This is a genomic window from Paragemmobacter kunshanensis, assembly GCF_011059185.1.
Lineage (GTDB): Bacteria > Pseudomonadota > Alphaproteobacteria > Rhodobacterales > Rhodobacteraceae > Paragemmobacter > Paragemmobacter kunshanensis.
The window spans coordinates 31427-44133 of sequence record NZ_JAALFE010000019.1 but is presented as its reverse complement, the minus strand read 5'-3'; the positions used below and the strand labels follow the sequence as shown (position 1 = coordinate 44133).

Below are 12707 nucleotides of genomic sequence, written 5' to 3'. Positions count from 1 at the left end.
CGGATCAGCCTTTCATCACGTTGACGTCTTCCACGTCGATCGTTCCGCGGTTGCGGAAGAAGACGACGAGGATCGCAAGGCCGATGGCGGCCTCGGCGGCGGCGACGGTCAGGACGAACATGGTGAAGACCTGTCCGACAAGATCGCCAAGATGCGAGGAGAAGGCGACAAGGTTGATGTTCACGGACAGGAGCATCAACTCGATCGACATCAGGATCACGATGACATTCTTCCGGTTCAGGAAGATGCCGAAGATCCCGATGACGAAGAGCGCCGCGGCGACCGTCAGGTAATGTTCAAGTCCAACCATCTCTCTCGTTCCCTATGGGGCTTGATGCCCCGTCAGTTCGTTTGGGCCGCACCGGCGGCCAGTTTCGTGCATTGCTCGGCCCCGCCCGGCGCAAGGGTGACGGGCACGCCTGCAGCGCGGAGGCTGGCTTCTGTCGCGGCCAGATCGGCAAGACCGACCTTGAGCCGAAGCCGCGCCTGTTCCACGGCGGCGGTATTGTCGTAATCCGGTCCGCGGCGGGCCTGATCGGCGCTGGCGCGGGTGACGCCCGCGCTGAGGGCCGTCTGCGTGCCGCAGTCGATGATGGCAAGGCGCGTTTCGCTATAGCTGTCGCGACGCGGGCCGCGGCAGATTTCGGTATCCGACTTCGTCACGAAGCGCCGCGCCGGATCGCCGAGGACGGCAACCGTTCCATCCGCCTCGCATTTGGTGGCAAGGCCCATGTCCACGGCCTGATCGTCCGAGACGCAGCCCGACAGGGCGGCCAATGCGGCAAGGGCCAGCACGGCGGCAAAGCCGCGCGCGGGTCCTTTCGTCTGCATCCACTGTCCAACCATCTTCGGTTCCCTCGGGCCTTTTGGCCTTGTCTGGTTTCCGGGCGTCACCGCCCGGCCGTAGGGCGGGGTTCACCCCGCCTTGAAGGGGTTCACCCCGCCTTGATCAGAGCCCCTGCCCCGGCTTCACGTCCTTCAGTTCCATCGCCTTGGCCGGATCGCGCCACATCTGCGCCAGCACGTTCTGCCGCTTCACATCCTTACGGTGGCGCAGCGTCAGCAGGATCGCCCCGATCATCGCGACCAGCAGCACCAGGCCCGAAGCCTGGAACAGGTAGATATACTTGTCATAGATCAGCAGACCCAGCGCCTTGGTGTTTTCCACCTGCGCCGCATCGGGGGCCACGGCCTGACGCAGGCCCATCGCGCCTTCGGCCTGGATCCAGGCCCCGACGCCAAGCGAGATCTGCATCAGGATCACCACCCCGATCAGCAGCGCGAGTGGCATGTATTTCGCCATCTCGCCCTTCAGTTCGGCAAAGTCGATGTCCAGCATCATGACGACGAAAAGGAACAGCACCGCCACCGCGCCGACATAGACGATGATCAGCAGCATGGCCACGAACTCCGCCCCCAGAAGGACGAAGAGCCCCGCCGAGGACAGGAAGGCCAGGATCAGCCACAACACCGAATGCACCGGGTTCCGGCTGATGGTGACCAGAAGGCCCGCCGTCACGGTGACGATGGCGAAGGCATAGAAGGCGTAATCTGCAACGCTCATGCGTCTTTCTCCTGAACTTCCGCGAAGACGGACTGGGCAATCTCCAGCGCCTTCTGCATGGCGGGCAGGCCGCCGAACATGCTCATCTGCCAGATCACTTCGGCGATCTCGCGTTCCGTGGCGCCCGCTTCCAGCGCGTGGCGCACCGCCAGCTTCAGCTGCGGTTCGGCCTGTGCGCCCAGCACCGTCAGCGCGGCGATGGTGACCAGAAGCCGTGTCTTGGCATCCAGACCTTCGCGGTTGAAGGTCTTGCCGAACCACATTTCCATCATGTCCTTGGACATGGTCGGAAAGAGCTGGTCGAAGCCCTTCACCGACATGTTCTCCAGCGCAGGGTTGAAGGCGCGGACCATTTCCTGGCCCTGCTCCATCATCTGCTGGATCATCTTGGTGAAGGCGTCAGTCATCTGCGCTCACCGATAGGGCGCGTCGAGTTCGAGATTGCGGGCAATCTCGGCCTCCCAGCGCGCGCCGTTCTCGAGGAGCTTTTCCTTGGTGTAGAACAGTTCCTCGCGGGTTTCGGTGGAGAATTCGAAGTTCGGGCCTTCGACGATGGCATCGACGGGGCAGGCTTCCTGGCAGAAGCCGCAATAGATGCATTTCGTCATGTCGATGTCATAGCGCGTGGTGCGGCGGCTGCCGTCCTCGCGCGGTTCGGCGTCGATGGTGATGGCCTGCGCGGGGCAGACGGCCTCGCACAGCTTGCAGGCGATGCAGCGTTCCTCGCCATTCGGATAGCGGCGCAGGGCGTGTTCGCCGCGGAAACGGGGCGAGAGCGGCCCCTTTTCATGCGGGTAGTTCACCGTCGCCTTGGGGGCGAAGAAATACTTCATGCCAAGGGCAAAGCCCTTGATGAAGTCCTGCAGCAGGAAGTAGCGCGTGGCGCGGGTCCAGTCGATATTCGCCATTTTCAGCCTCCGATCGTCCAGCGGGCCCAGAAGCCGCCAAGCACTTCGAATTTCGCAAGGAAGGCCACGATCACGACCCAGGCGAGCGACAGGGGAAGGAAGACCTTCCAGCCGATCCGCATGAGTTGGTCATAGCGGTAACGGGGCACGATGGCCTTCACCATCGCGAAGAGGAAGAAGAAGAAGGCCATCTTGGCCACCATCCACCACCAGCCATCGGGCAGGCCCGGGATGGGCGACAGCCAGCCGCCGAAGAACAGGATGCTCATCAGCGCGCACATGAGGTAGATCGCGATGTATTCCCCCGCCATGAACAGCAGGAACGGGGTGGAGGAGTACTCAACCATGAACCCCGCGACGAGTTCGGATTCCGCTTCGGGCAGGTCAAACGGCGGGCGGTTGGTTTCGGCCAGCGCCGAGATGAAGAACAGCGCCACCATCGGCAGATGCGGCAGCCAGTACCAGTTCAGAAGGCCGAGGTTGCCGTCCTGCGCCTGCACGATGGCCGAAAGGTTCATCGACCCGGTGGAGATGATGATGCCGATGATGATCAGGCCCAGCGACACCTCATAGGAAATCATCTGCGCGGCAGAGCGCAGCGAGCCGAGGAAGGGGTATTTGGAGTTCGACGCCCAGCCGCCCATGATCACGCCATAGACTTCGAGCGACGACATGGCGAAGACGAAGAGGATCGCCACGTTGATATTGGCCAGCACCCAGCCATTGTCGAAGGGGATCACCGCCCAGGCCATCAGCGCCAGCACGAAGGAGAGCATCGGCGCAAGGAAGAAGACCGGGCGATCCGCCCCGGCGGGGATCACGATTTCCTTGAAGACGTATTTCGCGGCATCGGCCACCGTTTGCAGCAGGCCCCAGGGCCCCACCACGTTCGGCCCGCGCCGCATCTGCACCGCCGCCCAGATCTTCCGGTCGCCATAGACGAGGAAGAGCATGGAGAGCATCACGAAACCGACGAGCAGCAGCGTCTGCGCCGCCACCAGAACCGCCGTTCCCATCCCTGTTGCGAAGAAATCCGTCATGATGCCTTTCCCTCAGACAGTCGGTATCCCGAGCGAGCCGCAATCGCGCACCATCACTTCGGCGTCGATTGTCCTGAAGCCCCTCGGAAGGGCGGCAGAGATGGTATAGACCGCATCCCCCCGCCAGATTTCACCTGAACGCGCCACGGTCGTGCGCACATGCCGCGCAAAGCCCGCGCCGCGGATCAGCGCATATTGGGCCGCCGCGCAGCGCGCATAGGCCTCGACATCCGCATTGTCCCGCGCGCCTTTCATGGCGACGCGGAAATTCACCAGATCCCCGTCCAGCAGGATCGTCTCGATCCCCTGATAGGACGGGTTGAAGCTGCCCATGCTGGACACGCCCGCCGCAGGCGCGCAGGCCGACAGGGCCGCTGCCGCGACCCCTGCCCTTGCGATGATGCCTGCGCGATGTGCCATTCCGGGCTGCCTCATTCCGCCGCCAGCGCAACGCGGGCGCGTTGCGCCGCCATGGCCGACAGCTCGCCCATCAGGGCAGAGGCGCGGGCAACGGGGTTCGTGAGGTAGAAGTCCTTGATCGCAGTGCGGAAATCGGCCTTGGCGGGGGCCTTCACCTCCAGCGGCTGCCATGCGTTTTCGGCGACTTCGTCCACGCGGCCCAGATGCGGATGGGCCGCCACCAGCGCACGGCGCAGCGCGGCCATGCTGTCCCAGGGCAGCGTCGCGCCGAGTTCGGCCGACAGCGCGCGCAGGATCGCCCAGTTCTCCTTCGCCTCGCCGGGTGCGAAACCGGCGCGGAGCGCCAGTTGCGGGCGGCCTTCGGTGTTGACGAAAAGGCCGTTCTCCTCGGTCCAGGCCGCGCCCGGAAGGATCACGTCGGCGCGCATCGCGCCACGGTCGCCATGGCTGCCCTGATAGATGACGAAGGGACCGGGGGCGATTTCCACCTCATCCGCGCCAAGGTTGTAGATCACCTCTGCGCCTTCGGTCGCGGCGGCAAGGCCGCCTTCGGTGACGGCCCCCACGTCCAGCGCGCCGACACGCGACGCGGCGGTGTGCAGGACCAGAAGCTTCGCGCCCGTGGCAGAGCACAGAGCCATCGCCTGCGACAGCACGGCCTCGCCATCCGCCTCGTTGATCGCGCCTTGGCCGATGATCACGACGGCGAGCTTGCCGTCAGGTCCGGCCTTCTGCGCCTCGGCCACGAGGGCGGTCAGCGCGGCGCGGTCGGTGCCGGCGTGGTGGTAGTCATAGGTCAGATCGACCGCAGGCCCGACCAGCGCGACCTTGGCTCCCAGCGTCCAGGCCTTGCGGATGCGGGCGTTCAGGACCGCCGCCTCGACACGCGGGTTGGTGCCGATCAGCAGGATCGACTTCGCGCTGTCGATATCCTCGATGCAGGCAGTGCCGACATAGGCCGAGCGGTTGCCCGCAGGCAGGCGCGCGCCATCGGTGCGGGCTTCGATCTTGCCGCCCAGACCTTCGACCAGTTGCTTGAGGCTGAAGATCGCCTCGACCGGGGCCAGATCGCCGACAAGTGCTGCAACCTTCCTGCCCTTCATGGCAGCGGCGGCAGCGGCCAGCGCCTCGCCCCAGCCCGCCTTCCGCAGCTTGCCATTTTCGCGGATATAGGGCGTGTCCAGACGCTGGCGGCGCAGGCCGTCCCAGACGAAGCGGGTCTTGTCGGAAATCCATTCCTCGTTCACGCCGTCATGGTTGCGCGGCAGGATGCGCATGACTTCGCGGCCCTTGGTATCCACGCGGATGTTCGACCCCAGCGCATCCATCACGTCGATGGTTTCGGTCTTGGTCAGTTCCCACGGACGCGCGGTGAAGGCGTAAGGCTTCGACGTCAGCGCACCGACGGGGCAGAGGTCGATGATGTTGCCCTGCAGGTTACTGTCGAGCGTCATGTTGAGGTAGGAGGTGATCTCGCTATCCTCGCCGCGCCCGGTCTGGCCCATCTGGGTGATGCCCGCGACTTCGGTGGTGAAGCGGACGCAGCGCGTGCAGGAGATGCAACGCGTCATCTTGGTGGCCACCAGCGGGCCAAGGTTCAGGTCATCCGACGCCCGCTTCGGTTCGCGGTAGCGCGAGAAGTCCACGCCGTAAGCCATCGCCTGATCCTGCAGGTCGCATTCGCCGCCCTGATCGCAGATCGGGCAGTCGAGCGGGTGGTTGATGAGCAGGAATTCCATCACCCCTTCGCGGGCCTTCTTGACCATCGGCGACTTGGTCTTGACGACCGGCGCCTCGCCATTCGGGCCGGGGCGCAGGTCGCGGACCTGCATCGCGCAGGAAGCGGCGGGTTTCGGCGGACCGCCCACGACTTCAACAAGGCACATCCGGCAGTTGCCGGCGATCGACAAGCGTTCGTGATAGCAAAAACGGGGGATTTCCACGCCCGCAACCTCGGCCGCCTGGATGATGGTCATGGCACCATCCACCTCGACCTCGATGCCGTCGATGTTGATCTTCTTCAGGTTAGACATGAGCCCGGTCCTTCCGCAGCAGCCCGTTCACCGCGTCGCGCAGGCGGGCCAGAAGCCCCCCGAACGGCGCGCGGGTCGCCTGTTTCGTCTCGTCCTGCCCCGAGAGGGACAGATGTTTCACGCGCGCCTCGATGTCGCGCATAGCCTGTTTCGGGTCCTGGTGTCCGTAGCACATGCCCGTCACTCCGCCGCCACTTGGGTGCAGCGGTGGGATTTCCACAGCTGCGCCTGTTCCATAGGTGCCGGGGCCTGCATCGCTTGGGTCATTCGGTATCCCTCAGCAGATAACCGATCAGCGACTCCTTCGCGATCTCTTCCCGCCCGATGCGGCAGTATTCGGCTTCCTTGCCGGGTTCCGCCCCCTTGGCCTTCAGCCACTCCGCCGCCTCGGCCTTGCCGCGCGCCTTTTCGGTGTCCGACGTGACGAAGGCGCGGATTTCCGCGACCGAATAGCCCTTCTCCTGCGCATAGGCGCGCAGCTTGTTCAATTCACCGAGCGCGCGCAGCTTGCGCGGTTCCAGCGCGGGGCAGTTGTCGGCGATGGCATCGCCGATGAAGCCCTGCAGCAGGATGTGGTTGATATGCGGTTCCTTGTTGATCGGCAGGTCGGCGGCAAGGGCCGGGGCGGCGATCATCAGGGTGGCGAGGGTGAGCGACAGTTTCATGGCCTTCTCCTTGGCAGTTCCTGCCAAGGATTTGGGGGAGATGCGCCCTGCTATGCCATCACAAGCGCGGGTGTGGGCGGATGTCATCGCATAACGGGTCATGCGCAGCCCTCCACATAGACCCATGCGCCGCCCTGATAGCGGTCATAGATCGACGGGCGCAGGGATTTGCCCAGCGCGGCGCATTCCGCCTCGGCCTGCTTCCTTGCGGCGGCGCCTTCCCAATTCGCGTAGGGCGCGCCTTGGCGCACCACGGTCAGGGGCGCAGCCGCTTCCGGTGCGACAGGAACAGCAGACGCGCACGCAGAAAGGCTGACCATTGCGCCAAAGGTTCCGATCCGGGTGAGATTTTCGATCAACACTTCTCCTCCAGCCGGACCAAGTGCCCTTCGCATCCGCTGTCCACAAGCCAACCGTCGCCCTCGCGCACAGCCGGACGTGTTTCGCTCACACGAGCATCAAGGTGCATGCAGACAATATCCGCAGACATTATCGCAATGACGTTGGCACTAGAGCCCGTTAAGCCGTCTGCCGGAGAAATCATTACGCCGAAACGGCGACTTTCTTCATCGAACTGGACGATTTCGATCAAACGATCTTTACCCTCAACGGTCTGGGTTGAACGACGCAAATCGATGTGGAACTCGCCACACTGACGCAACAGCGGATCAGCAAACACCATCTGGCCGGTAGCAAGACCGGTCAAGGAGGCGGTAATGATCGTAGCTTGATGCGTCATATGAATTTATTCCGCCGCGACCGCCGAGAGGCGGCCCGTCTTTTTCGCCTTGATGCGATCCTCGATCTCATCCCGGAAGGCGCGTACGAGGCCCTGGATCGGCCATGCCGCCGCGTCGCCAAGGGCGCAGATCGTGTGGCCTTCGACCTGCTTCGTCACGGACAGCAGCATGTCGATTTCCTCGACCTCGGCCTCGCCGCGGACCAGACGATCCATCACGCGCATCATCCAGCCCGTGCCTTCGCGGCAGGGGGTGCATTGGCCGCAGCTTTCATGCTTGTAGAACTTGGACAGCCGCCAGATCGCCTTGATGACGTCGGTGGACTGGTCCATCACGATCACCGCCGCCGTGCCGAGGCCCGAGCGCTGTTCGCGAAGCCAGTCGAAATCCATGATCGCGTCATCGCATTGCGCCTGCGTGAGCAGCGGCACCGACGATCCGCCGGGGATCACGGCCTTGAGGTTCTTCCACCCGCCGCGCACGCCGCCGCAGTGGCGATCCAGCAGTTCCTTGAGCGGGATCGACATCGCCTCTTCGACCACGCAGGGGTTGTTGACGTGGCCCGAGATGCCGAAGAGCTTTGTCCCCGCGTTGTTCGGGCGGCCGAAGCCTGCGAACCATTCGGGGCCACGGCGCAGGATGGTGGGGACCACCGCGATGGATTCGACGTTGTTCACCGTGGTCGGGCAGCCATAAAGGCCCGACCCTGCCGGGAAGGGCGGCTTCATCCGGGGCATGCCCTTCTTGCCTTCGAGGGATTCCAGCAGCGCGGTTTCCTCGCCGCAGATATAGGCACCTGCACCGTGATGCAGATAAAGGTCGAAATCCCAGCCCGACTTCGCGGCGTTCTTGCCCAGAAGGCCCGCGTCGTAGCATTCGTCGATGGCAGCCTGCAGCGCCTCGCGCTCGCGGATGTATTCGCCGCGGATGTAGATGTAGCAGGCATTCGCGCCCATCGCGAAGGAGGCGATCAGGCAGCCTTCGATCAGGGTATGCGGATCGTGCCGCATGATTTCCCGGTCTTTGCAGGTGCCGGGTTCGGATTCGTCGGCGTTCACCACCAGATAGGACGGGCGACCATCGCTCTGCTTGGGCATGAAGGACCATTTCAGACCCGTCGGGAAGCCCGCGCCGCCACGGCCCCGCAGGCCCGAGGCCTTGACCTGTTCGATGATCGTGTCGCGGCCACGCTTGATGATGTCGGCGGTGCCGTCCCAATGGCCGCGCTTCTTCGCCCCGGCAAGGGTGCGGTCATGCATCCCGTAGAGGTTGGTGAAGATGCGGTCCTGATCCTTGAGCATGTCTTGCCCCTCAATTGCCCCGGCGCTTGCGCCAGATCCCGTATGTCACGACCAGCGCCCAGATGAACGCGGCGATGGCTGCGAGGTCGAAGAGGAAGGCGAAGCGGGTTTCCCAGCCGAACCTTCCCCCGAGAAAGCTTGCCCCCATCCACAGGACCATGGTCCCCGCCAGCACGAAGGCGACGCTGCGCGCCTGCCGTGCAAGGGCCTTGTCCTGATCGCTGGGCGTAGCCATTCCCGCCTCAGTAATCGTTCGTCTTGGCGCGGCGGAGGAATTCCTCCAGCCCCACCTCGCCGATCAGTCTGGCCTGTGCCACCCATTTGTCGCGGGTGACGCGGCCCTTGAACCCTTTCAGGTTGCCGTCCATCCATTCCACTTCGGCCGCGCCCCATTGCGCGATCTGGTCGATGTGGAAAATTCCGTTTTCATTCAAGACCTTTTCCAGCGCGGGGCCGATGCCTTCGATGACCTTCAGATCATCGGCGGCCCCCTTGCGCGCGGCCTTCAGCGCCTTGGGCTTCGTGCCGCCGACGGGGGGCGTGGCCTCCGCGGGCTTGGCGGCCTTGGGCTTGGCGGCGGGGGCGGCCTTGGCGGCGGGCGCGGCAGGGGCCGGGCTGGAGACGGGTGCCGCCGTCGGTGCAGCTGCCGGTGCAGCAGCGGGTGCAGCAGCAACGGGGGCCGACATCACCGCCACGGGCGCCACCACAGCTTCGGGCATGGGGGCGGCGGCGGCCGGCGCGGAAGCGGCTTCGGCGGCGGCGGGTTCGGGATGCGCGTCGGCTTCCGGCTTGGGGATGCGGTCGGCAGCGCCCCAGGGCATGCCCAGCACAAGCCCGGCCACAAGGGCGATGACCACCCCGAAGAAGCCGGAGGTCGTGTAATCGAACTGGCCGACCACCTTTGCCACCGCAAAGGCAATGACCCCGGCCGCGATGGCGATCAGCCATCCCGACAGTGACGGAGCATTCAGGTTTTCGACTCGTTTCATGCGCTTGTCCCTATTCCCGGGGCGTCAGGTCCGCCCCTTCCGTTACCGTTCAGTCATTCCTTTTCCGTCTTTTTCGCGCGCGGGGCGCGGGTCTTCTTTTCGGTGGCCGGGGCCGTTTCCGGCGTGGCTGCTTTCTTTGCGGCAGGCTTTGCCGCGGGCTTGGCCGCAGCCTTCGGCGCGGCTTCGGCCTTTTCAGGCGCGGCGGCCTTGGCGGCCTTCGGCCTTGCGGCGGCGGCAGGCTTTGCGGCCTTGCCCAGCCAGGGCGTCAGGATCGGCACTTCGGTGCCGTCGATCCGCTTCACCGTATCGCCGATATCCACCGCAAGCTGGGCCGAGGCATTGTATTGCTGGCGGCCGGATTCGAACTCCTTGAGCGAGGTCAGCCCCGACAGCGGTTCGGCCGCATAGCGGCCGTTCTGCGGGCCGGGGACCGGCACTTCGCCCTTGGAGAAGCGGGCGATCAGGTCGCGCAGCTTCGCGGCGGTCAGATCCTCATAGTAATCCTTGCCGATCTGGGCCATGGGCGCATTGGCGCAGGCGCCCATGCATTCCACCTCTTCCCAGGAAAACTTGCCATCCGCCGACAGGCTATGCGGCGCGGGGGCGATCAGTTCCTTGCAGACGGCGATCAGTTCCTCGGCCCCGCAGATCATGCAGGAGGTGGTGCCGCAGATCTGGATATGGGCAACAGAGCCAACGGGTTGCAGCTGGAACATGAAGTAGAAGGTCGCCACTTCCAGCGCGCGGATATAGGCCATGCCCAGCATGTCGGCCACGCATTCGATGGCCTTGCGCGTCAGCCAGCCTTCCTGTTCCTGCGCGCGCCACAGAAGCGGGATGATGGCCGATGCCTGACGGCCTTCGGGATATTTGGAAATCTGCCCTTTCGCCCATTCCAGATTGGCGGGCGTGAAGGCGAAGCTGTCCGGTTGGACGGGATGCAGGCGGCGCAGCATTAGCGGTCGATCTCCCCGAACACGACATCCATCGTGCCGATGATGGCGGATACGTCGGCAAGCTGGTGGCCCTTGCAGATGTAATCCATGGATTGCAGGTGCAGATATCCCGGCGCGCGGATCTTGGCGCGATAGGGTTTGTTGGTGCCGTCGGCGACGAGGTAGACCCCGAATTCGCCCTTGGGCGCCTCGACCGCGGCATAGACCTCGCCCGCGGGGACGTGGAAACCTTCGGTGTAAAGCTTGAAGTGATGGATGAGCGCCTCCATCGAGGTTTTCATCTCGGCCCGTTTCGGCGGCGTGATCTTGCCACGGGCCAGCACATCGCCCTTTTCCACCCGCAGTTTCGCGATGGCCTGCCGGATGATCGAGGTCGACTCGCGCATTTCGGCCATGCGGCAGAGATAGCGGTCATAGCAATCGCCGTTCTTGCCGACAGGGATCTTGAAGTCGAATTCATCGTAGCATTCATAGGGCTGGCTGCGGCGCAGGTCCCAGGCGAGGCCCGATCCGCGCACCATGACGCCGGAATAGCCCCAGGTCTGGATATCCTCTTCGGTGACGATCCCGATATCGGCATTGCGCTGCTTGAAGATGCGGTTTTCCGTCAGCAGCGTGTCGATGTCGTCCAGCACCTTGGGGAATTTCTCGGCCCAGGCGTCGATATCGTCCAGAAGCGCGGGCGGCAGATCCTGATGCACCCCGCCGGGGCGGAAATAGGCCGCGTGCAGGCGCGCACCGCAGGCCCGTTCGTAGAAGACCATCAGCTGTTCGCGCTCTTCGAACCCCCAGAGCGGGGGCGTCAGCGCGCCCACGTCCATCGCCTGTGTGGTGACGTTCAGCAGGTGGTTCAGCACGCGGCCGATTTCGGAGAACAGCACGCGGATCAGGCTGGCCCGGCGCGGCACGATGGTGCCGGTCAGCTTTTCGATGGCCAGGCACCAGGCATGTTCCTGGTTCATCGGGGCCACGTAATCCAGCCGGTCGAAATAGGGCAGGTTCTGCAGGTAGGTCCGGCTTTCCATCAGCTTTTCGGTGCCACGATGCAGCAGGCCGATATGCGGATCGCAGCGTTCCACGATCTCGCCGTCCAGTTCCAGGACAAGACGCAGCACACCATGGGCCGCCGGGTGCTGCGGCCCGAAGTTGATGTTGAAGTTGCGGATCTTCTGTTCGCCCGTCAGGGCATCGTCGAAGCTGCCGTCCATCATCCGTGAACCTCTGTCATGTTCTGCCGCCAGTTGCCCGGAAGATCCGGGAAATGGCTGGCGACGAATTCGTATTGCGGCGCAAGCGCCACCCGCGCCCGCGCCCGCAGATCATCGGGCAAGGAAAGCGGCGTGCCTTCATGCACGCGATGTTCGAAATCCCCGGCGATATCGGAAATCCCGAGAAAGGCCTGCAGCCGCGACAGGCCCGGCAATGTCATCATCTCTTCCTGGAACTGGATCAGCAGCCGGTCGGGCGCCACGGCCGCGCGCAGGCGGGAAATCGCGCCGATGTAATCCTCGCGGTCGCGCACGCCGTCGCGGATCGCGGTGATCATCGTCTCCATCATCCGCGCCGCCAGGGCCGGGAATTCCGCGATATCCCCCATCCGCCGCGCCGCCAGCATCCGCGCCTGCGACCACAGCCGCGCGACGGGATCGCGCAGCAGATAGAGAAAGCGCGTCCGCGGCGCGACCTCGGACATGCGGTGAAGCCGTGCCTCGGGCAGAAGGGCATAGGCGGGGGTTATGTCCGCCACCAGCGGGCGTGCGCCCCGGCCATTCGACAGATAGCCGAGATAGGCGTCGAGATTCTCGCCCTCGGCCCCGATCACGGCCTTCCAGTCCAGCGCATCGCGCAGCTGCCGCTCCAGCGAGGGGCGCGGGTTGCCGTCGGCGATGGCGGCGCGCAGAAGCGCGATCTTCTCGCGCAGCAGCTTGCGAAAGCGGCGCTGCGTGCCGGATTCGAGCATGTCGAAGTAATGCAGTTCCTTGATCGAGCGGAGGTGACAATCCGGATGCCGGTGCAGATGGCGATAAAGCCAGGACGTGCCTGCCTTTGTCGCACCCACACAGAACAGGACTGTTGGCGTTCCGCTCACGG

At 64.5% G+C, this 12707-nt stretch carries 17 protein-coding genes and 1 pseudogene; all 18 read right to left on the bottom strand.

Annotated features, from left to right (window positions below):
• Positions 1-4: 4 nt before the first annotated feature.
• The 18 genes and pseudogenes from nuoK to G5V65_RS16825 all read right to left on the bottom strand — a co-directional run bounded on the left by nuoK (position 5) and on the right by G5V65_RS16825 (position 12705).
• Positions 5-310: an NADH-quinone oxidoreductase subunit NuoK gene (gene nuoK / locus G5V65_RS16910; protein WP_023665161.1), complete on the bottom strand. Its 306-nt coding sequence runs from the start codon at positions 308-310 to the stop codon at positions 5-7.
• 32 nt (positions 311-342) lie between these two features.
• A complete protein-coding gene (locus tag G5V65_RS16905) occupies positions 343-831 on the bottom strand; it encodes a hypothetical protein (protein WP_165052378.1) in 489 nt (162 codons plus the stop codon).
• Positions 832-949: 118 nt separating this feature from the next.
• Complete coding sequence (locus tag G5V65_RS16900) at positions 950-1564, bottom strand: NADH-quinone oxidoreductase subunit J (protein ID WP_165052376.1); 615 nt, start codon at positions 1562-1564, stop codon at positions 950-952.
• On the bottom strand, positions 1561-1971 hold the full coding sequence (locus G5V65_RS16895) for a carboxymuconolactone decarboxylase family protein (RefSeq protein ID WP_165052374.1): 411 nt from the start codon (positions 1969-1971) through the stop codon (positions 1561-1563). Before G5V65_RS16895 ends, G5V65_RS16900 begins: the two co-directional genes overlap by 4 nt.
• Before the next feature lie 6 nt (positions 1972-1977).
• Positions 1978-2472 (bottom strand): NADH-quinone oxidoreductase subunit NuoI, encoded by a 495-nt coding sequence (gene nuoI, locus G5V65_RS16890; RefSeq protein ID WP_165052372.1) that lies wholly within the window; start codon positions 2470-2472, stop codon positions 1978-1980.
• Positions 2473-2474: 2 nt separating this feature from the next.
• Entirely contained in the window at positions 2475-3512 is a 1038-nt protein-coding gene (gene nuoH / locus G5V65_RS16885) for an NADH-quinone oxidoreductase subunit NuoH (protein ID WP_165052370.1), read from the bottom strand.
• Between the two features lie 12 nt (positions 3513-3524).
• Positions 3525-3932: a hypothetical protein gene (locus G5V65_RS16880; RefSeq protein ID WP_165052368.1), complete on the bottom strand. Its 408-nt coding sequence runs from the start codon at positions 3930-3932 to the stop codon at positions 3525-3527.
• Positions 3933-3943: 11 nt separating this feature from the next.
• The gene (gene nuoG / locus G5V65_RS16875) at positions 3944-5965 is read right to left on the bottom strand and encodes an NADH-quinone oxidoreductase subunit NuoG (protein ID WP_165052366.1); all 2022 of its coding nucleotides are present in this window, start codon (positions 5963-5965) and stop codon (positions 3944-3946) included.
• The gene (locus tag G5V65_RS16870; protein ID WP_165052363.1) at positions 5958-6140 is read right to left on the bottom strand and encodes a hypothetical protein; all 183 of its coding nucleotides are present in this window, start codon (positions 6138-6140) and stop codon (positions 5958-5960) included. Before G5V65_RS16870 ends, nuoG begins: the two co-directional genes overlap by 8 nt.
• An 88-nt stretch (positions 6141-6228) precedes the next feature.
• Positions 6229-6630 carry a DUF5333 domain-containing protein gene (locus tag G5V65_RS16865; RefSeq protein ID WP_165052361.1) on the bottom strand — a complete coding sequence of 134 codons (402 nt, stop codon included), beginning with the start codon at positions 6628-6630 and terminating at the stop codon, positions 6229-6231.
• A gap of 98 nt (positions 6631-6728) precedes the next feature.
• Positions 6729-6989, bottom strand: coding sequence for a hypothetical protein (locus G5V65_RS16860; RefSeq protein WP_165052360.1), 261 nt, complete (start codon positions 6987-6989; stop codon positions 6729-6731).
• Positions 6986-7369, bottom strand: a complete 384-nt coding sequence (locus G5V65_RS16855; protein ID WP_165052358.1) for a hypothetical protein — start codon at positions 7367-7369, stop codon at positions 6986-6988. Before G5V65_RS16855 ends, G5V65_RS16860 begins: the two co-directional genes overlap by 4 nt.
• 6 nt (positions 7370-7375) lie before the next feature.
• Complete coding sequence (nuoF, locus tag G5V65_RS16850; protein WP_165052356.1) at positions 7376-8671, bottom strand: NADH-quinone oxidoreductase subunit NuoF; 1296 nt, start codon at positions 8669-8671, stop codon at positions 7376-7378.
• Between the two features lie 10 nt (positions 8672-8681).
• Positions 8682-8906 (bottom strand): DUF5337 domain-containing protein, encoded by a 225-nt coding sequence (locus tag G5V65_RS16845; protein WP_165052353.1) that lies wholly within the window; start codon positions 8904-8906, stop codon positions 8682-8684.
• 7 nt (positions 8907-8913) lie between these two features.
• Entirely contained in the window at positions 8914-9660 is a 747-nt protein-coding gene (locus G5V65_RS22725; RefSeq protein ID WP_165052351.1) for an NADH:quinone oxidoreductase, read from the bottom strand.
• A 77-nt stretch (positions 9661-9737) separates the two neighbouring features.
• Positions 9738-10616: pseudogene (nuoE, locus tag G5V65_RS16835) on the bottom strand (NADH-quinone oxidoreductase subunit NuoE); the annotation flags it as partial.
• Positions 10616-11824: an NADH-quinone oxidoreductase subunit D gene (locus G5V65_RS16830; RefSeq protein WP_206526853.1), complete on the bottom strand. Its 1209-nt coding sequence runs from the start codon at positions 11822-11824 to the stop codon at positions 10616-10618. The gene G5V65_RS16830 and the pseudogene nuoE, both read right to left, overlap by 1 nt.
• A complete protein-coding gene (locus G5V65_RS16825; RefSeq protein WP_165052345.1) occupies positions 11824-12705 on the bottom strand; it encodes a sulfotransferase in 882 nt (293 codons plus the stop codon). Before G5V65_RS16825 ends, G5V65_RS16830 begins: the two co-directional genes overlap by 1 nt.
• Positions 12706-12707: the final 2 nt, after the last annotated feature.